The organism is Streptomyces sp. NPDC054783 (assembly GCF_053611725.1).
In genome coordinates, this window is the sequence record NZ_JBSHAY010000067.1 from 1 (window position 1) to 22,556 (window position 22,556).

At 71.6% G+C, this 22,556-nt stretch carries 19 protein-coding genes; 14 read left to right on the forward strand and 5 right to left on the reverse strand.

Translation table 11 applies throughout. The features are described from left to right. Window positions 1-2,174, reverse strand: a 2,174-nt coding sequence (locus ACWGJ5_RS45235) for a DEAD/DEAH box helicase (RefSeq protein ID WP_453315427.1), incomplete at its 3' end; no start/stop codon positions are given. 406 nt (window positions 2,175-2,580) lie between these two features. On the opposite strand from ACWGJ5_RS45235, the gene ACWGJ5_RS45240 reads away from it, so the two are divergent. Continuing rightward, window positions 2,581-3,327 (forward strand): ferritin-like fold-containing protein, encoded by a 747-nt coding sequence (locus ACWGJ5_RS45240; RefSeq protein WP_453315428.1) that lies wholly within the window; start codon window positions 2,581-2,583, stop codon window positions 3,325-3,327. Window positions 3,328-3,446: 119 nt separating this feature from the next. Here ACWGJ5_RS45240 and ACWGJ5_RS45245 read toward each other — a convergent pair whose 3' ends face one another. The 4 genes from ACWGJ5_RS45245 to ACWGJ5_RS45260 form a co-directional block, all read right to left on the reverse strand. Beyond that, window positions 3,447-3,716 (reverse strand): hypothetical protein, encoded by a 270-nt coding sequence (locus ACWGJ5_RS45245; protein WP_228623364.1) that lies wholly within the window; start codon window positions 3,714-3,716, stop codon window positions 3,447-3,449. 196 nt (window positions 3,717-3,912) lie between these two features. Further along, a complete protein-coding gene (locus ACWGJ5_RS45250; RefSeq protein WP_228623365.1) occupies window positions 3,913-4,140 on the reverse strand; it encodes a DUF3107 domain-containing protein in 228 nt (75 codons plus the stop codon). A gap of 134 nt (window positions 4,141-4,274) precedes the next feature. Next, window positions 4,275-4,916, reverse strand: coding sequence for a TetR/AcrR family transcriptional regulator (locus ACWGJ5_RS45255; protein WP_132853227.1), 642 nt, complete (start codon window positions 4,914-4,916; stop codon window positions 4,275-4,277). Window positions 4,917-5,073: 157 nt separating this feature from the next. After that, window positions 5,074-5,298 (reverse strand): hypothetical protein, encoded by a 225-nt coding sequence (locus tag ACWGJ5_RS45260; RefSeq protein WP_453315429.1) that lies wholly within the window; start codon window positions 5,296-5,298, stop codon window positions 5,074-5,076. 299 nt (window positions 5,299-5,597) lie between these two features. On the opposite strand from ACWGJ5_RS45260, the gene ACWGJ5_RS45265 reads away from it, so the two are divergent. The 13 genes from ACWGJ5_RS45265 to ACWGJ5_RS45325 all read left to right on the forward strand — a co-directional run bounded on the left by ACWGJ5_RS45265 (window position 5,598) and on the right by ACWGJ5_RS45325 (window position 22,243). After that, a complete protein-coding gene (locus ACWGJ5_RS45265) occupies window positions 5,598-6,581 on the forward strand; it encodes an alpha/beta fold hydrolase (RefSeq protein ID WP_453315430.1) in 984 nt (327 codons plus the stop codon). Between the two features lie 7 nt (window positions 6,582-6,588). Further along, entirely contained in the window at window positions 6,589-8,166 is a 1,578-nt protein-coding gene (locus tag ACWGJ5_RS45270; protein WP_453315431.1) for a DUF3152 domain-containing protein, read from the forward strand. Between the two features lie 56 nt (window positions 8,167-8,222). Then, entirely contained in the window at window positions 8,223-8,318 is a 96-nt protein-coding gene (locus ACWGJ5_RS45275; protein ID WP_453315432.1) for an Ms4533A family Cys-rich leader peptide, read from the forward strand. Window positions 8,319-8,475: 157 nt separating this feature from the next. Beyond that, window positions 8,476-10,194, forward strand: a complete 1,719-nt coding sequence (locus ACWGJ5_RS45280; RefSeq protein ID WP_453315433.1) for an ABC transporter substrate-binding protein — start codon at window positions 8,476-8,478, stop codon at window positions 10,192-10,194. A 4-nt stretch (window positions 10,195-10,198) separates the two neighbouring features. Further along, window positions 10,199-11,236: an ABC transporter permease gene (locus tag ACWGJ5_RS45285; protein WP_453315434.1), complete on the forward strand. Its 1,038-nt coding sequence runs from the start codon at window positions 10,199-10,201 to the stop codon at window positions 11,234-11,236. Further along, a complete protein-coding gene (locus ACWGJ5_RS45290; RefSeq protein ID WP_453315435.1) occupies window positions 11,233-12,231 on the forward strand; it encodes an ABC transporter permease in 999 nt (332 codons plus the stop codon). The genes ACWGJ5_RS45285 and ACWGJ5_RS45290 overlap by 4 nt, the downstream gene beginning before the upstream one ends. Continuing rightward, window positions 12,228-13,820 (forward strand): dipeptide ABC transporter ATP-binding protein, encoded by a 1,593-nt coding sequence (locus ACWGJ5_RS45295; protein WP_453315436.1) that lies wholly within the window; start codon window positions 12,228-12,230, stop codon window positions 13,818-13,820. The genes ACWGJ5_RS45290 and ACWGJ5_RS45295 overlap by 4 nt, the downstream gene beginning before the upstream one ends. A 201-nt stretch (window positions 13,821-14,021) precedes the next feature. Next, window positions 14,022-15,722 carry a DUF3492 domain-containing protein gene (locus tag ACWGJ5_RS45300; protein ID WP_453315437.1) on the forward strand — a complete coding sequence of 567 codons (1,701 nt, stop codon included), beginning with the start codon at window positions 14,022-14,024 and terminating at the stop codon, window positions 15,720-15,722. A gap of 431 nt (window positions 15,723-16,153) precedes the next feature. Then, on the forward strand, window positions 16,154-17,512 hold the full coding sequence (locus ACWGJ5_RS45305; protein WP_453315441.1) for a hypothetical protein: 1,359 nt from the start codon (window positions 16,154-16,156) through the stop codon (window positions 17,510-17,512). 385 nt (window positions 17,513-17,897) lie between these two features. Next, window positions 17,898-18,857, forward strand: coding sequence for an NAD-dependent epimerase/dehydratase family protein (locus tag ACWGJ5_RS45310; RefSeq protein WP_453315438.1), 960 nt, complete (start codon window positions 17,898-17,900; stop codon window positions 18,855-18,857). After that, entirely contained in the window at window positions 18,845-19,594 is a 750-nt protein-coding gene (locus ACWGJ5_RS45315) for a spherulation-specific family 4 protein (RefSeq protein WP_453315439.1), read from the forward strand. The genes ACWGJ5_RS45310 and ACWGJ5_RS45315 overlap by 13 nt, the downstream gene beginning before the upstream one ends. Before the next feature lie 63 nt (window positions 19,595-19,657). Then, window positions 19,658-20,836 (forward strand): adenylyltransferase/sulfurtransferase MoeZ, encoded by a 1,179-nt coding sequence (gene moeZ, locus ACWGJ5_RS45320; protein WP_228623373.1) that lies wholly within the window; start codon window positions 19,658-19,660, stop codon window positions 20,834-20,836. Between the two features lie 1,086 nt (window positions 20,837-21,922). Then, a complete protein-coding gene (locus ACWGJ5_RS45325) occupies window positions 21,923-22,243 on the forward strand; it encodes a helix-turn-helix transcriptional regulator (protein ID WP_453315440.1) in 321 nt (106 codons plus the stop codon). The last annotated feature ends 313 nt before the right edge of the window (window positions 22,244-22,556 follow it).

Sequence of the window (22,556 nt, forward strand, 5' to 3'; positions counted from 1 at the left end):
CGGGTGCGGCGCGGCTTGGGCTCCGCCTCCGTGTCCGCCGGTGTCGCCTCGGTGACGGCGGCGGCCGTCTTGCGGGTGCGGCGGGGCTTGGTCTCGGTGCCCTCGGCCGTGTCCACGGCCGTTTCGGCCTCCGGTGCGGCGGCGGCCTTCTTGCGCGTGCGGCGGGGCTTGGCCTCGGCCTCGGGTGCCTCGGTCGTCTCCGGTGCGGTGGCGGCCGTCTTGCGGGTGCGGCGCGGCTTGGGCTCCGCCTCCGTGTCCGCCGGTGTCGCCTCGGTGACGGCGGCGGCCGTCTTGCGGGTGCGGCGGGGCTTGGTCTCCGTGCCCTCGGCCGTGTCCACGGCCGTTTCGGCGGCCGGCTCGGCCGTCTTGCGCGTACGGCGGCGCGGCTTGGCCTCCACGGGCGCGGCTTCGGCCTGCGGCTCGGCGGCGACAGACGCCGCCTCCGCCTCAGGTGCTGTGGCCTCGGGCGTCGTCTCGGTCGCGGCCGGCTCCGCCGACTTGCGGGTGCGGCGGCGGCGCGGCTTCTCGACAGCCTCCGGAACCTCCGGGGCCTCCAGCTGAGCCGGGCCCTCCGCGGTGTCCACCGACTCGACGGCGGCCTCGGTGGCCGTCACCGGCTGCGCCGGCGCCCCGCCGCGCGTACGGCGACGGCGGCGCAGGGTACGGGGAGCGCCGGACTCCGCCACGCCGGTGGCCTCAGCGGCGCCCGGCTCGGAGGCCGGCACCGCGGTGGTCCCGGTGGCCGTGGCGCCGTCGACCGGTGCTCCGCCACGGGTGCGGCGGCGACGGCGCGCCGTACGCTCGCGCTCGGCGGCGCCGGACTCGGGACGGCCGTCACGCTCGCCCCGGCCACCACGGCCGCGGCCGCGCGCGCCACGCCCGCCGGTCTCGCCGAGGTCCTCCAGCTCCTCCGCGTCCAGACCGGCACGGGTCCGCTCCGAGCGCGGCAGGGTGCCCTTGGTGCCCTCGGGGATGCCGAGGTCGGAGAACAGGTGCGGGGACGAGGAGTACGTCTCCACCGGGTCGTTGAAGTCGAGCTCCAGCGCCTTGTTGATCAGCTGCCAGCGCGGGATGTCGTCCCAGTCGACGAACGTGATCGCCGTACCCTTGGCGCCCGCGCGGCCCGTACGGCCGACCCGGTGCAGGTAGGTCTTCTCGTCCTCGGGGGACTGGTAGTTGATGACGTGGGTCACGCCCTCGACGTCGATGCCGCGGGCGGCGACGTCGGTGCAGACCAGGACGTCCACCTTGCCGTTGCGGAAGGCGCGCAGCGCCTGCTCGCGGGCGCCCTGCCCGAGATCGCCGTGGACGGCGCCGGAGGCGAAGCCGCGGCGCTGGAGCTGCTCGGCGATGTCCGCCGCCGTACGCTTCGTACGGCAGAAGATCATCGCCAGTCCGCGGCCCTCGGCCTGCAGGATGCGGGCGACCATCTCCGGCTTGTCCATGTTGTGTGCGCGGTAGACGAACTGCTTGATGTTCGCGACCGTCGCGCCCTCGTCGTCCGGCGCGGTGGCGCGGATGTGCGTGGGCCGGGACATGTAGCGGCGCGCGAGACCGATGACCGCGCCCGGCATGGTCGCCGAGAACAGCATGGTCTGGCGCTTGACCGGCAGCATGTCGATGATCTTCTCGACGTCGGGCAGGAAGCCCAGGTCGAGCATCTCGTCGGCCTCGTCGAGGACCAGGCACTTGACGTGCTTCAGGTTCAGCTTCTTCTGGCCCGCGAGGTCGAGCAGCCGGCCCGGGGTGCCGACGACCACGTCGACGCCCTTCTTCAGGGCCTCCACCTGGGGCTCGTAGGCCCGGCCGCCGTAGATCGCGACCACGCGCACGTTGCGGACCTTGCCGGCCGTCAGCAGGTCGTTGGTGACCTGGGTGCACAGCTCGCGCGTGGGCACGACGACGAGCGCCTGCGGGGCGTCGGTGAGGGCCTCGGGGGCGGCGCGTCCGGCCTCGACGTCGGCGGGAACGGTGACGCGCTCGAGGAGCGGAAGACCGAAGCCCAGCGTCTTGCCGGTGCCGGTCTTCGCCTGGCCGATGACGTCCGTGCCGGAAAGGGCGACGGGAAGCGTCATCTCCTGGATGGGGAAGGGAGTGATGATGCCGACGGCCTCCAGGGCCTCGGCGGTCTCGGGAAGGATTCCCAGGTCTCGAAACGTGGTAGTCAGGGTCATGCCTCTTCTGTGTGCGCGGCGCGAGGCGAGCGCGGGGGTCATGTGCGACCGTGCCGGGGACGTCGGCTGCCGTACGGGCGAACCACTCAGGGCAAGCCGTAAGACACGGGACCTCTGCCGACGCTCTAGCGCTCGTACCGCTGAGGGTGTCCCTCCGGTCGTCGTACGTACTGCGCCGTACGGCCAGGGAGGGCTGTCGGGTCGGAGCCGATCGGGCCACCGACCGGGCATCCTCATGCGTGCGCCCTGTTCGGAGACGTCGAACACCGTCGACGCACTCTGGCAGGCGCATTACCACCATACCCCGGATTCGCGCACATGCGATGGCCGATTTGGTCACGTCATGGTGGTCACACTGATCGGCCGGGGCCCTACGGCGTCACGCAAGCGGGCTATTGTGCGCCTCATGACTAGCTCTGACAAGCCTGAGAACGCGTCCGCCGCCTCCGCCGAGCCCACCGGTGTCGCCGCCCAGGACTGGGCGCAGGCCTCCGCCGACCCGCAGTACCGCGCTGCCGTCGTGGACCTGCTCGGCGCGCTCGCGTACGGGGAGCTGGCGGCGTTCGAGCGCCTCGCGGAGGACGCGAAGCTCGCGCCGACCCTCGCGGACAAGGCGGAGCTGGCGAAGATGGCCTCGGCCGAGTTCCACCACTTCGAGCGGCTGCGGGACCGGCTGACCGAGATCGGCGAGGAGCCGACGGCCGCCATGGACCCGTTCGTCGCCGCGCTCGACGGCTTCCACAGGCAGACCGCGCCCTCGGACTGGCTGGAGGGCCTGGTGAAGGCGTACGTCGGCGACTCGATCGCGAGCGACTTCTACCGGGAGGTCGCCGCCCGCCTGGACTCGGACACGCGCGAGCTCGTCCTCGCCGTCCTCGACGACACCGGGCACGCCGGGTTCGCGGTGGAGAAGGTGCGGGCCGCCATCGACGCCGATCCGCGCGTGGGCGGCCGGCTCGCGCTGTGGGCGCGGCGGCTGATGGGTGAGGCGCTGTCGCAGTCCCAGCGGGTCGTCGCCGACCGGGACGCGCTGTCCACGATGCTCGTGGGCGGGGTTGCCGACGGGTTCGACCTCGCGGAGGTCGGGAGGATGTTCTCGCGGATCACCGAGGCGCACACCAAGCGGATGGCTGCACTGGGCCTCGCGGCCTGAGAGCCGGTGGGCTCCGTCGGGGGTGGTCGCGCGCACGTGCGCGGCTGCGGGTGTGGTGCTGTTGCTCGCGCCCCGCGGCGGAGCCGCATGTCGAACGCAGCCCCGCGCCCCCTTGACGGCTACGCCGTCAGGGATCGTCGGCGCAGTCTGCCTGCCGGGCGCAGAAGGAGCGACAGGGACGCCGCCGAGATGATCGCGGCGCCCAGGAGGCTCAGCCAGGCGCCGCCGGGGCCGAGGGCGGTGTGGGTGACGAAGTCACCGAAGAGGGCGCCGGCGACGCCCGTCGAGAGGACCAGCGGGCGGGCCGGCAGGCGGTGGGGCAGGCGGTACGCCGCGATCAAGGCGAGGGCCAGACCGAGCACTGCGGACGCGAGTGCTTCCAGGATCATGTCGGGGTCCCTCCCATGGCCGGTCTGCCTTGAACGGTCGTAGCCCGTCATACCCGTGACCTGCGGAGTGCAATCCTCCGCTGTGGAGGAGTTGTGCTCCGACTGTGTGCCCGGGCCATGCGGAAGGGCGCGGACCCAGCACCATGCGGAAGGGCCCGGCGGCACACGGCCGCCGGGCCCTTCTCACGACGTCGGCCTACAGCGCGCCGAACCCCACCTTGCGCACGGTCGGCTCACCGATCTCCACGTACGCCAGGCGGTCCGTCGGCACCAGGACCTTGCGCCCCTTCTCGTCCTGAAGGGTCAGCAGCTGCGTCTTGCCGGACAGCGCATCGGACACCAGGCGCTCGACCTCCTCGACGCTCTGACCGCTCTCCAGAACGATCTCGCGGGGCGCGTACTGCACGCCGATCTTGACCTCCACGGCTATGTCCCTCCGACGGCCAGTGATGTGCGCGATCTTCCGCGCCGTACGCAGCACACATTAGTCCGGTGAGGGGAGCGGCACGCTGCGGGACGGAACGCCGTCAGCGAACAGCGGGTGGGAACAAACGGCCGTCAGTGGTGTTCGGTGCCGTGCAGCGGGAAGCCCGCGATGCCCCGCCAGGCCAGTGAGGTCAGCAACTGCACCGCCTGGTCGCGCGGCACGCTGCGGTCGCTGTGCAGCCAGGAGCGGGCCACCACCTGGGCGAGACCGCCGAGGCCGGAGGCGAGCAGCATCGACTCCGCGCGCGACAGGCCCGTGTCCTCGGCGATGACGTCGCAGATCGCCTCGGCGCAGTCGTTGGTGACCTTGTCGACTCGTTCGCGGACCGCGGGTTCGTTCGTCAGGTCCGACTCGAAGACCAGCCGGAAGGCGCCGCCGTCGTCCTCGACGTAGGCGAAATAGGCGTCCATGGTCGCCCGGACGCGCTGCTTGTTGTCGGTCGTCGACGCCAGCGCGTTGCGCACGGACTGGATCAGTGACTCGCAGTGCTGGTCCAGCAGGGCGAGGTAGAGGTCGAGCTTGCCTGGAAAGTGCTGGTAGAGCACCGGCTTGCTCACGCCGGCCCGCTCGGCGATGTCGTCCATCGCCGCCGCGTGGTACCCCTGCGCGACGAAAACCTCCTGGGCGGCGCCCAGCAGCTGGTTCCGTCGGGCTCGGCGCGGCAGGCGAGTGCCACGCGGGCGTGCTGCCTCAGTTTGCTCGATGGCTGTCACGCCGCCTCCCAAAGTCGTCCAAATCGCGGTGTCGGCCGCGCGGCCATCGTACTTTTCGGTAACCGTGCTGTGCGCGGTGCGAGCGCAGAATTTCACGTACCGGACGGCGACGAAAGCCGCAGCCGGCTCCTCGTGCAGCCGCGGGAGTCCGGCGAGGTCAGCGGTAGTCGTCCTCGTCGAGCGAAACCACACGCGCCTGTTCGACCAGATCGGCCTCGTTCGCGGCGTCCCGGTTCACGCCCGTCAGGGGGTCGTCACGGTCCGGCTTGACATCGGTGTGCTGCTCGGCGGCGTCCACCTCGGGGGCTTCGACGTCGATCTCCGGAACCGTGTCGGCCTCCAGGTCCTCGATCGTGTCGGGTTCGGTGGGGTCATGGGCCATGGTGGGCTCCCTTCCTACGAACGTCCCTGGTAATCAGCAGGGACCACATGCGGGTGCCCTCTGTACGAGCCTATGAGACGGCAGAACCGGACGCCATGCCGTCTCGCCCGTTCGCAGCGGACCGGTCCCGTTCGGGTTCACCCGTCGGTTCCGTCGCAAACGTCGGTTCCGGTTCACCCGTCGGTTCCGGTCAACCCGGGCCCCGCGGTTCACTCTGTGCGGGATCACCCTGTGACGGCTGCGGCGGCTGTGACGGCGAACACATGAACCACGACGTGATCACCTCGTAACATTGCCGCATGTCTTCGACCGAGTCGCCGTCCGTGCCGGCCGCCAGTGTGCTTCCGAGAGTGGCGCCCGTCCGGGTCGGCGAGGGCGAGCGGCTGCGGTGCGTGGGGCTGCCCGGAGTCACTCTGTCGATCCGGTCCCGCCCTCCCGCGCGCGAGGGCCTGCCGCCCGCGCTGTACGTCCACGGGCTCGGCGGATCCTCGCAGAACTGGTCGGCGCTGATGGCCGAGCTGGACTGCGTCGTGGACGGCGAGGCGGTCGACCTTCCGGGCTTCGGTGACTCCCCGCCCCCGGACGACGGGAACTACTCCGTCACCGGGCACGCGCGCGCGGTGATCCGCTATCTCGACGCGGCCGGCCGCGGCCCGGTCCACCTGTTCGGCAACTCGCTCGGCGGCGCGGTCACCACGCGCGTGGCCGCCGTACGACCAGACCTCGTCCGTACGCTCACGCTCGTGTCGCCGGCCCTGCCGGAGCTGCGCATCCAGCGCACGGCGGCGCCGACCGCACTGCTCGGCGTGCCCGGTGTCGCCGCCCTGTTCACCCGGTTCACCAGGGAGTGGACGGCCGAGCAGCGGGTGCACGGCGTCCTGGCGCTCTGCTACGGCGACCCCGGACGGGTTTCGCCCGAGGCGTTCCAGCACGCCGTGGAGGAACTGGAGCGGCGCCTGCAGCTCCCGTACTTCTGGGACGCGATGGCCCGCTCCGCGCGTGGCATCGTCAACGCCTACACGCTCGGCGGACAGCACGGGCTGTGGCGCCAGGCCGAGCGCGTGCTCGCGCCGACCCTGCTGATCTACGGCGGCCGCGACCAGCTGGTCGGCTTCCGCATGGCCCGCCGGGCCGCCCGCGCCTTCCGCGACTCGCGCCTGCTGACCCTGCCGGACGCCGGGCACGTGGCGATGATGGAGTATCCGGACGTGGTGGCCACGGCCTTCCGGGAACTCCTCGCGGAGACCGGGGACGCCCACTCCGACTCGGACACGGGGAGCTGAGGCCGGCGTGGGACGCCACAGCCGCCGCGGCCCGTCTCCGAAGGACGACTCCGCGGACATACCCGCCGCCAGGCGCAAGGGCGGCACCCCGGCCGGGCAGCCGCTGCTGCCCGGCCCGCGACAGGCGCCGACGGACGGGGCCGGCACCGGTGCCGGTGCGGCCGGGTACCCGCCGCGCGGCCCGCAAGAAGCACCCGCGTTCCCGCAGGGCGGCGCGCCGCGTTTCGGCGAGGGGACTCCGGTGCGGGGTGTGCCTCGTTTGCCCGACGGCACGCCTGCGCAGGGTGTTCCGAGGTTTCCCGAGGGCACGCCCGCTCAGGGCGTGCCGCGCTTCGGGGAGGGGACTCCGGCGCACGGCGTCCCGAGGCTTCCGGACGGCACTCCCGCACACGGTGTCCCGCGTCTCCCCGACGGCACCCCCGCACACGGTGTCCCCCGTCTCCGTGAGGGCGCCCCCACCCGTGGTGGGCACCCCGAGCAGCGGGAAGCCGGCGGTGGCTGGGGGCAGTTCCCGGGGGCGGCCGGTCCCGGTGTGGTGATTCCGCGGCCGCGGCCGCGGCCGGGCGGGCCGGGGGCCGGTTCCGGGCCCCGGCAGGAATACCTCGACGCCTTCGCCGGCGGGCGCGGCGGCGGTGTCGGCCTCGACGAGGACATCGACGTCTTCACGCCCCGCACGGGGTCGCCTCGCCCCGCCGAGGAAGACCCGGCCGACGCACCGGAGGCGGACGCCGCCGACGCGTCCCCGGCCGGCCCGCCCGCGGAGCCTCCCGCCGGCCTGCCCGCGCAGCGCACCGGCGGCAAGGGGCGGGCCTTCACCGGAATCGCGGCCGCCGCCGTCACCACCGTGCTCGCGGTGGTCGTCGCGGGCCAGGTGACCGGGTCGCACCACGACGGCGGCGCAGGGTCGAACTCCGCCACCGACCAGGCCCGGGACGCGCGCACCCCCGGCGGTGAGGCCCCGTCCGCCCCGCCCGGCACGGTCACGCTGTCGTACGAGCAGAAGATGGACCTGAAGTACCCGCTCAGCGCCACGCTGAAGGGCTCGGGGACGTTCGCCGCCGTGCCCGGTTTCGCCAAGGCACCCGGCACCGGGCAGAAGTACACCTACCGCGTGGACGTCGAGCAGGGCCTCGGCCTGGACGGCGAACTGTTCGCCGAGGCCGTGCAGAAGACCCTGAACGACGACCGCAGTTGGGCCCATGGCGGCGCCCGTACCTTCGAGCGGATCTCCTCCGGCAAGCCCGACTTCGTGATCACGCTGGCGAGCCCCGGTACGACCGCCAAGTGGTGCGCCAAGTCCGGGCTCGACACCACGGAGGACAACGTCTCCTGCGACTCCGCTGCCACCGAACGAGTGATGATCAATGCATACAGGTGGGCCCAGGGCAGTAAGACATACGGGGACAAGATGTACGCCTACCGGCAGATGTTGATCAATCACGAGGTCGGTCACCGGCTCGGCCACGGCCATGTGACGTGCCAGAAGGACGGCGAACTCGCCCCCGTCATGCAGCAGCAGACCAAGTTCCTCGACCACGACGGAATCCACTGCCTGCCCAACCCCTGGCCCTATCCCAGGAGTTGACAGGCATCGCTCATGTCACATTGACATGAGCCGCAAGTTCGTTCATATTTCTGCGCATGTGGTCCAGTCGTGCCGTCCGTGAGAGCGCAGCCATCGAGCTGACGCTCATCGGCGTGGCCGCACTCTGCGTGGCCGACATCGACTGTCGCTGACGCCGCCTCCCTGGCGTTCGCGTCGCGACCCTTTTCCTCTTTCTGCGTCCGTGAGTGAGTCACGGATTTTCGACGACCCGACGCCGGGGCTGACGTCTGCCCGTAATCGTCTCACCCCTTGTCCGTCAGTCTCAGTATCCGAGAGGTCGTCATTCCGATGCGTCAACCGTCCGTCATAGCGCGCCGCGTGGCAGCGGCATCCGTCAGCCTGGTCGTGGCAGCGGCAGCCGCCGCCTGCGGCCCGGAGGACAACGATGTCAAGGGCTCCGGTGGCGACTCCACGCCCCACAAGGGCGGCACCCTCACGGTGCTGAACTCCCAGCCGCAGACCGACTTCGACCCCGCCCGCCTCTACACCTCCGGCGGCGGAAACGTCCCTTCACTGGTCTTCCGCACCCTCACCACGCGCAACCGCGAGAACGGCGCGGCCGGCGCCGAGGTCGTCCCCGACCTCGCCACCGACACCGGGCGCCCCGACAAGAACGCGACCGTGTGGACGTACACCCTGAAGAAGGGCCTCAAGTACGAGGACGGGACCCCGATCACCTCGGCCGACGTCAAGTACGGCATCGAGCGTTCCTTCGCCCCCGAACTCTCCGGCGGCGCCCCCTACTTGCGGGACTGGCTGGTCGGCGCGGCCGACTATCAGGGGCCCTACAAGGACAAGAAGGGGCTCTCGGCGATCGAGACGCCGGATGCGCGGACCATCGTCTTCCACCTCGACAAGCCCGAGGGCGAGTTCCCGTTCCTCGCCACGCAGACGCAGTTCACCCCGGTGCCCAGGAGCAAGGACAACGGCACCAAGTACGAGGAGCACCCGATCTCGTCCGGCCCCTACAAGGTCGTCAAGAACGAGAATGACGGCGAGCACCTGGTCCTGGAGCGCAACACGTACTGGTCGGCGGCCGTCGACGACCAGCGCAAGGCCTACCCGGACACCATCGACGTCCGCTCCGGCCTCGACTCCTCGGTGATCAACCAGCGGCTGTCCGCGTCTCAGGGTCCGGACGCGGCCGCGGTCACCACGGACACCAACCTCGGCCCGGCCGAGCTCGCCAAGGTCAGCGGCGACAAGGAACTGGCCGCGCGCGTGGGCACCGGCCACTTCGGCTACACGAACTACATCGCGTTCAACCCGACCGTGAAGCCGTTCGACAACCCGAAGGTGCGGCAGGCGATCGCCTACGCGGTCGACCGGTCCTCGGTGGTCAACGCGGCCGGCGGCAGCGCGCTGGCCGAGTCCGCCACCACCTTCCTGCCCAACCAGAAGTCCTTCGGCCACACGCCGTACGACCCGTTCCCGGCCGGCGCGTCCGGCAACCCGGCCAAGGCCAGGGAACTGCTCGCCCAGGCCGGTTACAAGAGCGGTCTCACCGTGACGCTGACCCACTCCAACGCCAAGGACTTCGAGACCAGCCCGGAGATCGCGACCGCCGTCCAGGACGCGCTCAAGAAGGCCGGCATCACGGTCAGGCTGCAGGGCCTGGAGGACAACGACTACCGGGACAAGATCCACAGCGTGAAGACCGAGCCCGGTTTCTTCCTCGCGCACTGGGGTGCCGACTGGCCCTCCGGCGGTCCCTTCCTGGCCCCGATCTTCGACGGCCGGCAGATCGTCAAGGACGGCGCGAACTTCAACACGGGCCTGCTCAACGACAAGTCGGTCAATGACGAGATTGACGCGATCAACAAGTTGACCGACCTTGACGCGGCCGCCCAGCGGTGGGGTGCACTGGACAAGAAGATCGGTGAGCAGGCCCTCGTCGTGCCGCTGTTCCACCCGGTCTACAAGCGTCTGTACGGCAAGGACGTCAGGAACATCGTCATCAGCGACTGGACCGGCGTGCTGGACATCTCCCAGGCCGCGGTGAAGTAGCGCCGTGAGCGAGGCACTCGTCGCCGTCGAGGCCGCCGGGACGGACGGTTCCGTCCCGGCGGCCTCGGGGGCCCGTCAGTTCTGGCGGCGGCTGCGCGCGCAGCGCGCCGCCCTGGTCGCCGCGGCCGTCGTCGCGCTGCTCGTCCTGGTCGCGCTCGCCGCGCCGCTGCTCACCGCCCTGGAGGGCCAGGACCCCACCACGTACCACCCGTCCCTGATCGACTCCGCGCGCGGGGGTGTGCCCATCGGCTCCCTCGGCGGCATCGGCGCCGACCACTGGCTGGGCGTCGAACCGCAGACCGGCCGCGACCTGTTCGCCCGCCTGGCGTACGGGGCGCGGGTGTCGCTGGGCGTCGCGCTCGCGGCCACGGTGGTGCAGGTCGCCATCGGGGTCGCGGTCGGTGTCGGCTCCGCGCTCGGCAACCGATGGGTTGATCAACTGTTGAGCCGAGCCACGGACGTCATCGTCTCGATGCCGCTCATGATCATGTCGTTGGCACTGTTGGCCATCGTGCCCTCCAGTTTTCCGCGGCCGGTCCTGGTCACCCTGGTCATCGGCCTGATCGCCTGGGGCAACATCGCGAAGATCGTGCGGGCCCAGACCCTCTCCCTGAAGGGGCTCGACCACGTCTCCGCGGCCCGGCTGAGCGGCTGGGGCGCCTGGCGGGTCGCCCGCCGCGAACTGCTGCCCGGACTCGCCGCACCCGTCATCACCTACGCCGCCCTGCTGGTGCCCACGAACATCTCCGTCGAGGCGGCGCTGTCCTTCCTAGGCGTCGGCGTGAAGCCGCCCACACCGTCCTGGGGACAGATGCTGACCGCCGCGGACGTCTGGTACCAGGCCGCACCCCAGTACCTGCTGCTGCCGGCCGGCGCCCTGTTCGTCACCGTCCTCGCCCTCACCGTCCTCGGCGACGGCGTGCGCACCGCCCTCGACCCGCGCGCCGCCTCCCGCCTGCTGGTCGGCACCGGCCGCCGCAACGGCGCCAAGGGCACCGACGGCGCCAAGAGCGACAAGAGCGCCAAGGAGGCAGCCGCATGAGCGGCCTCGGCGGATTCCTGCTGCGCCGCGCCCTGGGCGTGGTGGTCACCCTGCTCGCCATCTCGGTGATCGTCTACGTCGTCTTCTACGCCACCCCCGGCAACGTCGCCCAGATCACCTGCGGCCCGCGCTGCTCACCGGAACAGGTGCACCAGGTCGCCGCGCAGCTGAAGCTGGGCGACCCTCTCTACCTGCGCTACTGGCACTTCCTGCAGGGCCTGTTCGCCGGCCAGGACTTCTCCACGGGCACCGCGGTCGAGCACTGCTCCGCGCCCTGCCTCGGGCAGTCGTACCAGACCGACCAGCAGGTCCTGGACATCGTCCTGACCAAGCTGCCGGTCAGCCTGTCGCTGGTCCTCGGCGCCATGGTGCTGTGGCTCCTCCTCGGCGTCGGCACCGGTGTGCTGTCCGCGTGGCGACGCGGCCGGATCTCCGAGCGCGTGCTGACCGCGATCACCCTCGCGGGCACGGCGACACCCGTCTTCGTCATCGGCCTGGTGCTGATGATCGTCGTCTGCGGCGAACTGCAGTTGCTGCCCTTCCCGCAGTACGTGAACTTCTCGGACGATCCCGAGCAGTGGGCGTGGAATCTGCTGCTGCCCTGGCTCTCGCTCGCCCTGATCGAGGCGGCGGCCTTCGCCCGCCTCACCCGTGCCGCCATGCTGGAGACCCTCGCCGAGGACCACATCCGCACCTTCCGGGCGTACGGCGTCGCGGAGCGTTCCATCGTCGGCCGGCACGCCCTGCGCGGCGCCCTCGCGCCCGTGATCGCGCTGAACGCCAACAACGTCGGCTCGGCCGTCGGCGGTGCCGTCCTCACCGAGACCCTCTTCGGGCTTCCCGGCATCGGCCAGGAGCTGGTGCACGCGGTGAACGTCGTCGACCTGCCGGTCGTCGTCGGCATGGTCCTGGTCATCGGCTTCTTCGTGGTCCTCGCCAACGCCGTCGCGGACGTCCTGTACGCGGTGGCCGACCGACGGGTGGTACTCCAGTGAACCTGGTGGAAGTCACGGACCTGACCGTCGAGTTCGGCCCGCTGCGGGCCGTGGACGGACTCTCCTTCAGCCTGGCGAAGGGCGCCGCGCTGGCCCTGGTCGGCGAGTCCGGCTCCGGCAAGTCCACGGTCGCGGGCGCCCTGCTGGGCCTGCACCGCGGCACCGGGGCCCGGGTCACCGGCTCGGTGCGCGTCGCCGGCACGGACGTACAGGCGGCCCCGGACGAGGAGTTGCGGCGGCTGCGCGGCGCCAAGGCCGCCGTGGTCTTCCAGGATCCGCTTTCCTCGCTGGACCCCTACTACGCGATCGGCGACCAGATCGCCGAGGTCCACCGTGTGCACACGCGCGTGTCGCGCCGCACCGCACGCGCGCGTGCCGTGGAGGTGCTGGAGCGGGTTGGAATTCCGGACGCGGCACGGCGGTCCCGGTCCCGCCCGCACGAGTTCAGCGGCGGCATGCGCCAGCGGGCCCTCATCGCCATGGCGCTCGCCTGCGAGCCGGACCTGCTGATCGCCGACGAGCCGACCACCGCCCTCGACGTCACCGTCCAGGCCCAGATCCTCGATCTGCTGCACGCGCTGCGCGAGGAGACCGGCATGGGCCTGCTGCTCGTCACCCATGACGTGGGCGTCGCCGCCGAGAGCGTGGACGACGTCCTCGTCATGCGGCACGGCAGGGTCGTCGAGCACGGCCCGGTCGGCGCCGTCCTCGCGGCGCCCGCCGAGGCGTACACCCGGGAACTCCTCGACGCCGTCCCGCGCGTGGACACCCGCCGCACCACCTCCCCGGCCTCCGACGAGGTGGCGCTGGAGGCCACCGGGCTGCGGCGCGAGTTCGGGCGCGGCCGGCGGGCGTTCGCGGCCGTGGACGACGTCTCGCTGACCGTCCGCCGCGGCGAGACGCTCGGCGTGGTCGGCGAGAGCGGCAGCGGCAAGACCACGCTCGGCCGCATGCTGGTCGGGCTGCTGGAGCCGACCGCCGGCGCGATCCGCTACGCGGGCGCCCCGCACACCGGTGTGAACCGGGCCGTCCAGATGGTCTTCCAGGATCCCGTCTCCTCCCTCAACCCGCGTCGCAGCGTGGGCGAGTCCATCGCCGACCCGCTCCGCGCGCGCGGAGACCACGACGAGGAGCGCATCCGGGGGCGCGTGACGGAGTTGCTGGAGCGCGTGGGGCTCGAAAAGGCGCACTACGACCGCTACCCGCACGAGTTCAGCGGCGGCCAGCGCCAGCGCATCGGCATCGCCCGGGCGCTCGCCGCCGACCCGCGCGTCATCGTCTGCGACGAGCCGGTCTCCGCGCTCGACGTCACCACACAGGCACAGGTGGTCGAGCTGCTCGGCGAACTCCAGCGGGAACTCGGCCTCGCGCTCGTCTTCATCGCCCACGACCTCGCCGTCGTACGGCAGGTCAGCGACCGGGTCGCGGTGATGCGCCGGGGCCGGGTCGTCGAGTCCGGGCCGGCCGACGAGGTGTACGACAGCCCACGCGAGCCGTACACCAGGCAGCTCCTGGCCGCCGTACCGGCGCTGGACCCGGAGCTGGCGGCACAGCGGCGCGCGGCGCGCGGCGAACCCGCCTTGGCGTAACGTTTCGTGCACGGTTGATCGCCGCGTGAAGCCCTAGCGCGGCGGAACGCGACCCGCACGCGAAAGTTACGACCGTTCACCCCTTTTGGTGGCGCGATGGACAACCGTCCGTCGCGCCACCGCCTTGTCCGCTTACGTTCGTCCCGCTGCGAGCCGCCGGGGCAACGGCGGCTCACCGGACAGGAGATCGGGGGTGCACACGTGCGCATCGGACTGCTTACGGAAGGTGGCTACCCGTATGTGAGCGGTGACGCCGGACTCTGGTGCGACCGGCTCGTGCGCGGGCTCGACCAGCACGAGTTCGACATCTACGCGCTCAGCCGCAGCCGGCGTCAGGAGGACGACGGCTGGGTCGCGCTCCCGCCGCAGGTCAGCCGGGTGCGTACGGCACCGCTGTGGACGGCTGAGGACGACGGGGTCGCCTACGGACGGCGCACGCGCCGGCGCTTCACCGAGTGTTACGGCGAACTCGTCGGGGCGTTGTGCGACGGGACCGCGGCCGCGTCCGAGGAGGCGTCCACCGATCTGGCGGACCGTTTCGGCAGCGCGCTGTACGGACTCGCCGAACTCGCCCGCGAGGAAGGCGGACTGGTCGGCGCCCTGCGCTCGGACGCCGCCGTACGCACCCTCGAACGCGCCTGTCGCGCCCCCGGCGCGCTGCGCACGGCGCGCGAGGCGCGCGTACCCGATCTCCTCACCGTCACCGCACACCTCGAACGCGCCCTGCGCCCCCTCTCCCTCGACTGGTACGGCGACGACGGCCTCGGCGCAGCCGATCTCTGCCACGCCGCCGCCGGCGGCTCCGCAGCCCTCCCCGGGCTGCTCGCCCGGCACTTCGCCGACGTACCGCTGCTCGTCACCGAGTACGGCGTACCGCTCCGCTCCCACTACCTGGCCCTGGGCCCCGACACCGCCGCCCCCGCCGTACGCGCGCTCCTCGCCGCATTTCACGGTCGGCTCGCCGCCGAGGTCTACCGGCGCGCCGAGGTCCTCACCCCCGGCAACGCCCACGCCCGCCGCTGGCAGGAACGGTGCGGCGCCGACCGGGCCCGGATCCGCACGGTCTACCCGGGCATGGACGCCACCCGCTTCGCGGAGGTCGGCGAGGCCCCGGACCGCGCCGACCCCGGCACCCTGGTCTGGGTCGGGCGTGTCGAACCCGTCAAGGACCTGATCTCGCTGCTGCACGCCTTCGCCGAGGTCCGCAAGGAGGAGCCCAAGGCACGCCTCAGGATCGTCGGCGCACCGTCGGGACCCGAGGGTGCGGCCTACCTCGGCCACTGCCGGGCGCTGGCCGCACAGCTGTTCCCCGACGAGGCGGAGGGCGTGCACGCCGTCGGCGACAACCCGGTCTCCTTCGAGGAGATCGGCGGCCCGGAAGCCCCCACGCTGCCCGAGGCGTACGCAGCCGGCGCGGTCGTCGTGCTGTCCAGCGTCGTCGAGGGCTTCCCGGTCGGCCTGATCGAGGCCATGTTCTGCGGCCGGGCCACGGTGTCCACCGACGTCGGTGCGGTGGTGGAGGTCATCGGGGGCACGGGACTCGTCGTCCCTCCGCGTAATCCGCGGGCGCTCGCCGAGGCGTGCGTGGCGCTGCTGCGCGACCACGAGCGCCGTGCGCGCCTCGGCGCCGCCGCGCGCGCCCGAGCGCTCGAACTGTTCACCGTCGAGCAGAACATCGCGGCGTTCCACGGCATTTACCTGCAGATCGTTTCGCACTGCCCGGTCCGCCGGGTCGTCCTCGACGAGGCCGGCGATCCCCTGCCGTTCGCCACCCCCGCCGAGTCCCACGTCCCCGGCCGATGGACCGGCCCCACGGCCCGCTTCCTGCCCCGGACCGAGCCCGGCTGGGCCACGGGCTCACCGGTACGCGCGACACGACTGGCCGCCGCGGAGGGGGCGTGATGGACACACGGGACGACCGCACGGGCGCAGACCGCACCGGGGCGGTGGACGAGTTGAGCGACCGGGACACACCACGAGCCCTCGGCCCGCTGGGCACGGGGGTGCCGGGAGGACTGGGCCGCGTGGATTCGGCCGCCGGGGTGCCAGGGGCGCCGGGCGGGTCGGGCCACGCGGATTCGGCCGCCGGGGTGCCGGAGGCGCCGGACGGGCTGGGAGCGCCGGGCGCGCGGCGCAGTGCTGCGTCTGGAGAGGCGGGAGTCCCGGATTCGCTTGCCAGGGTGACGGGCGAGCCGGGCGTGCCGGGCGGGGAGGGCGTGCTGGGTACCGGCGCGCCGGAGCGGGCCGAGGGCTCGGGGTCGGCTGCTGTGCCGCGGGCTTGTGATGACGGCGGTCGGACGGCGGGTGTGCTGGGCGGGCTGGACGGACCCGGGATGCCCAGCACGGCTGAGCCCTGGGACTCGGGGGAGTGGTTCGAGGCAGAGCGGGGCCGCGCGGAAGCCCTGTCCGGCGTGACCTCGTCGGCGCCGTCCGCCTCCCTCTCCGATGCGCGAGGCCCCGCTGGCGCCGCCGAGCCGGACGGGCGGCCGGGCCCTCCCGGACCACTCGCCACGGGCGCCGTCACACGAACGGCGTCGGACAACTCCCGCCCGGGCAACGGGGAGTCGGGCAAGCGGCGCGTCGCCGCGCCCCGGCGTGGTGCCGCCGACCCCGTGAAAGCCCTGCTGCACCGGCACCGTGAGCTGTGCGAGCGTGCCGTGGACCCGTTGGAGATCGCCGCCGGGCTGGAGGCGCACGGCGTCACCGACCGGACCGCCGCCCGCTTCCGGCACCGGGATGTCTTCTCGCTCGCCGAGGAGTTGTACGCGCGCGTGCCGCGGGGCGGCGAGCAGGGCGCCGAGTCCGAACCCCTGCCCGTACCACGCGTGCGCACGGCCTGGGTCCTGCTCAGCCTCCTGCCGGGCGCCCTCGGCGGAGCCACCGTGGCCGGACTTCGCCTCACCCACGGACACCCCCGCCTGCTGGCCGCCGCCGTCGGCATCCTTGCCGTGGCCCTCGCCACACGCGCCGCACTGCGCCGCGGCCCTCTCGCCAGTCCGCCCGGCACGCACGCGTGGCGCACGGCGTACGGCACGCGCGCGTGGACCCTGTGGCTCCTCGGGTACGCCCTCCTCGGCGACGGCCTTCTCCACGCCGTCGGGACCGGTGGCCCCGACGCCCTGCCGACCGGCGCCCCGGACGGCCCCTGGCCCACGGCCGTCGCGCCAGCCGTGGCCCTGACCCTGGCCTGTGTCCCGGCGGCCTGGTGCGCCCACCTGCTGAGCGCGGGCGCCCGTCGCAGGCTCGCCGGCAGCCGCGGTCTGGAGGACTTCACAGCCGCCGCCAAGCCGTTGCTGTTCGGCACGTTCGCCCTGTTCCTGGGCGCGCTCACCGCTCTGCTGCTGGTGTGCGGCACCGTCCTGCACGAGCCCGTGGCCTACCCGCAGACCCTCGCCCTGGGCGCCCTGCTGCTGCTCGCCCGCCTGCTCACCGTGCACGGCCACCGGCATGCCCCGGCCGTGGCGCTCGGTGCGGCGGCGGCCACGGAGGCCGTGGCCCTCGCTCTGCCGCCGGCCGGGAGACTGCCGGGCTGTGCCGTCCTGGCGGCCCCCGTACGAACCCTCCTGGACGCGTGGGGCGAGGCCGCCGTCCCCGCCCTCGCCTGCGGCACGGCCGCGCTGGCCCTGCTGTTCCACGCCGGCCGCACCCTCACCCAGGCCTCGGCGCACGCGCCCACCGAAGCCCCCGACTGAATCTTCCGCAGCCGGCCCGAACCGCCGCCGGAGGCGACCGCACCACGCCTTTTGAAGGAGAAAGCCAGATGACCACCTCCCGACCCGGAGCGTCCGGAGCCCCCGGAGCCGCCGGCGCGTCCGCAGCAGTCGCAGCCGCAGGCGCACAATCCGCCGGGACCGCCGGAGCCGGAGTCCGGGAAACGACCGGATCCGCCGGCACCGCGAGCGAGCGCGGACCCGCCGCACCTTCCTGGCCCACGGCACCCCTCGGCGCCGCCGGTCACCCGGGCCGTGCCTGTCACGTCGGCCTCGCCGGTCACATTGGCCACGCTTGTCACTTCGGCCCTGCCGGTCACCTCAGCCCCGCCCGTCAGGCCGGAGCCCGCACCCCGGGAGCTGCCCGATGAGGGTCCTGCTGATCGGAGCCAACGGATACATCGGCCGCTTCGTCGCCGACCGCCTGCTCGCCGACCCGGCCGTCCAGCTCACCGCGCTCGGCCGCGGCGACGACGCCGACGTCCGTTTCGACCTCGCCACCGGCAGCCCCGGCGCACTCACCCGCTTCCTCGACGCGGTCCACCCGGGGGTCGTCATCAACTGCGCCGGCGCCATCCGCGGCGGCGCCCGCGAGCTGACCCGGCACAACACCGTGGCCGTCGCCACCGTCTGCGAGGCCCTGCGCCGCAGCGGCTGCGGGGCCCGGCTGGTGCAGATCGGCTGCAGCGCCGAGTACGGGCCGAGCCAGCCCGGCTCCTCCACCGCCGAGGACGCCGTACCGCGCCCCGGCGGCCCGTACGGGGTGAGCAAGCTCGCCGCGACCGAGCTGGTCCTCGGCTCCGGACTGGACGCCGTCGTACTGCGGGTCTTCTCCCCGGCGGGCCCCGGCACCCCGGCCGGCTCCCCGCTGGGCCGGCTGGCCGAGGCCATGCGGCGCGCCATGCAGTCCGGCGACGGCGAGCTCAAGCTCGGCGGCCTCGGCGTGCAGCGCGACTTCGTCGACGTACGCGACGTCGCGCGCGCCGTGCACGCCGCCTCGCTCTCCGCCGCGCAGGGCGTCATCAACATCGGCTCCGGCCGCGCCGTCCGCCTCCGCGACGCCGCCGCCGTCCTCGCGCGCGTGGCCGGATACGGCGGCGCCCTGCACGAACTCGACGCCCCGCCCGGCCCGCTGCGCAGCGCCATCGGCCACCCCCGCGCCGACTCCGACCACGCGGCCCCGGTGGCGTATCCGTACCCGGACGGCTGCGGCAGCTGGCAGCAGGCCGACGTGCGCACCGCGCGGGACCGGCTCGGCTGGCGGCCCCGCATCAACCTCGAAGAATCCCTGGCCGACATCTGGATGGAGGCGGCATGCCGCATCTGACCAGCACCACAGCAGGCGCCACGAGCACCGGCCTGCGCACCGCCATCGGCGTCCCCGGCTACGCCCACCCGCTCGTCGCCCCCGCCCAGTGGGCCGAGCTGGCCCGCCCGGGCACCCCGCTGGACTGGGTGGTCCTCAACGTGGCCACTGGCCCCGGCACCCGCCCGGACCCGCACTGCCTGGAGGCCGCGGGCCGGCTGCGGGGAGCGGGCGTCCGGGTCCTCGGCCACCTGGACCTCGCCCACGGCACCCGCGCGTTCGCCGACCTGCTCTCCGACGCCCACCGCCACCTCGACTGGTACCGGGTCGACGGCTTCCTGCTGGACCGCTGCCCCATCGACCGCACCGCGCTCCCCGAGGTCCGCCGCGCGGTCACCACCCTCCGGACGATCAGCGACACGGCCCACGTGGTCCTCGGCCACGGCAGCCATCCGCACCCCGGGTACGCGGAGAACGCCGATCAGCTGGTGACCTTCTCCGGCTCCTGGTCCGACTACCGCTGGTCGCAGGTCGCCGAGTGGACCGCCGACTACCCGCCGGACCGCTTCTGCCACTTCGTGCACGGCGTGCCCCGCGGCCACCTGGAGGAGGCGCTGCGCATCGCCCGCTGGCAGGGGGCGGCGACGATCTACTTCACCGACCGCACGGACCGGGACGGACGCACCGACCCCTGGGAGACCATGCCCGGCTACTGGGACGAAATCGTCTCGCGTATCGGAACAGGTGTCTCGGAATGAAGAAGGCCGTGGCAGTGTTACGGGGAGAACAACTGTAGTGATTGACCGACCAACGGAGTCCCCGTGTCGCTGCCACCCCTGGTTGAGCCAGCCTCTGAGCTCACCGTAGACGAGGTCCGCAGGTACTCCCGCCACCTGATCATCCCAGACGTGGGCATGGACGGGCAGAAGCGGCTGAAGAACGCCAAGGTGCTCTGTGTGGGCGCCGGCGGCCTGGGCTCGCCGGCGCTGATGTACCTGGCCGCCGCGGGCGTCGGCACCCTCGGCATCGTGGAGTTCGACGAGGTCGACGAGTCGAACCTGCAGCGCCAGATCATCCACAGCCAGTCCGACATCGGCCGCTCCAAGGCCGAGTCCGCCCGTGACACCGTCAAGGGCATCAACCCGTACGTGAACGTGATCCTTCACGAGGAGCGGCTCGAGGCCGACAACGTGATGGACATCTTCAGCCAGTACGACCTGATCGTCGACGGCACCGACAACTTCGCGACCCGCTACCTGGTCAACGACGCGTGCGTGCTGCTGAACAAGCCGTACGTGTGGGGTTCGATCTACCGCTTCGACGGCCAGGCCTCCGTCTTCTGGTCCGAGCACGGCCCCTGCTACCGCTGCCTCTACCCGGAGCCCCCGCCCCCCGGCATGGTCCCCTCCTGCGCCGAGGGCGGCGTCCTGGGCGTGCTCTGCGCGTCCATCGGCTCCATCCAGGTCAACGAGGCCATCAAGCTCCTCGCGGGCATCGGCGAGCCGCTGGTCGGCCGCCTGATGATCTACGACGCCCTGGAGATGACGTACCGCCAGGTCAAGGTCCGCAAGGACCCGAACTGCGCGGTCTGCGGCGAGAACCCGACCGTCACCGAGCTCATCGACTACGAGGCCTTCTGCGGCGTCGTGTCCGAGGAGGCCCAGGCGGCGGCCGCCGACTCCACGATCACTCCGAAGCAGCTCAAGGAGTGGATCGACGACGGCGAGAACATCGAGATCATCGACGTCCGCGAGCCGAACGAGTACGAGATCGTCTCCATCCCGGGCGCCAGGCTGATCCCGAAGAACGAGTTCCTCATGGGCACTGCCCTGGAGGGCCTCCCGCAGGACAGGAAGATCGTCCTGCACTGCAAGACGGGTGTCCGCAGTGCGGAAGTCCTGGCCGTCCTGAAGTCCGCGGGCTTCGCCGACGCCGTCCACGTCGGCGGCGGCGTCATCGGCTGGGTCAACCAGATCGAACCGCACAAGCCGGTCTACTGATCACGGGTCCCCCCGAACGGCGGGACCGGACGAAGCCCACGGCTCTGACCAGTTCAGATGGCGTGGGCTTCTGTCGTTGGTGGTCGGCGTCGGGTGACTCGCACGGCTCAGAGACGGACCAGTCTGCACCATCATGCCGTCCTGCGCGGGTGGGTGTTGCGATCATCGGCGGCGTCCTGTCATAGTGCCTGCAGGCAGTACAAGTGCGCCTAAAATCACCACCCTTCGCGGATGCGGAGGGTTTTTGCATGTCTGGGAGGGCTATGACCACCAGGGCAAGCGACGAGATCTTCAACGTTCGTCCACGACAGTTGATCAACACTGCCGAGGTAGCTCGTCGGTGTGGTGTGCAGCACCTAACCGTGTTGCAGTGGGTTCGTCGAGGGAAGCTGGTACCGGTCCTCACGGACCAACAAGGCCACCTCTTCGCTGACTACCACGTACAGGCGCTGATTGAGCAGCGCAAGCGCCACGCATCCTCGGCCAGCCAAGAAACGACATGAGTTCGCCGGGTTGGAGCGACCGCCGGGCATCTGCTCCATAGGTCGTCTCCAGCTGTCGTGTCTGCAGACACGGACTCGGTTCGATGTGACTGAACCTCTACGCGGCCTGAGGTGTAGGCCATCTTGGCGTGCGCGAATACTTAGAAGGCGGAGACAGCAAGAAGTCTCCGCCTTTTTTGGTTGCCCGAATGTATTTCGGGTCTCTCTGTGACCCATTCTCATGCACTCGTGATGAGTGGTGACACTTAAACGGCTGGAACGAGTTAGCCAGCCTCTATATCCCAGGAGCCCTAGGTGCAAATCCTTGGTGGCCTGGCTTCGTTGGGAGCGATTCCTGGAGTTGGATGGGTGCTGCGGTGCATCATCCGCGACATCCTTGACCACAAGCACAAGCGTGAAACGCTTGCGCTGAAGCGGCAACTACTTCAGCGAATCCCTGACGACCAGGTGGCTTCTGTCCTCTCTGAGCTTGGTGTCGATCAACGCCAAGTATCGGAATAAGTCGGACAGTTGCAAAACCGGAGATCACCTAGGGCGGGGCAGAGCACCCGGCGTTGCAGTCTTAAAACTGTATGATGGCGCGATGGCTGAAGCTGATGGAGTCCGCGTGACCTTGACTGCACAGCACCAGGCGCTCCTTGAGGCCCTGGCTGGCTCTCGGCCTGTCCCGGCCGGCCGCCTGCTTGGGTTGCCGGAACTGGACGCCGATGATGTGTGGGTAGACACCGCTGGTGCAGCGGCATTGGTGCGCGTCAATCCCAAGACCATTACCGGCTGGCTGGCGCGTGGAGGGCCGAAGAAGCGACCGTTCCCGTCACCGCATCGGCTGCTGTATCGCCTCTATTGGCAGAGAAGCGACATCGAGGAGTGGCTCCGCGGCGCCAGTTCCGAGCACCGTAGTTGACCGGTCGATCTGGTACGCAAGTGGAATAAGACAAGAAACATCCCATCTTGCCTGACGTCCACCCTTGGGTGCTAACCCGTATGGGCGGGGGGCTGTGACCTGGGGTTCGCTGCTGACGGCGGTGGCCCATCTGTCGCTGTCGGTCGTCGTTGAGTGGCCTCGGGCACCCTCGGACGGCCCAGAGACGGCCCAGACTGAGGAGCCCCGACCCCCAGCCCCTAGTAGTGCTTGGTCAGGTTCGTATCGGCTCTGGCATGTTGCGGTGACAGGTGGGGCAGGCGCCGGTCCAGACCGCGAGGAGTATCTGGAGGTC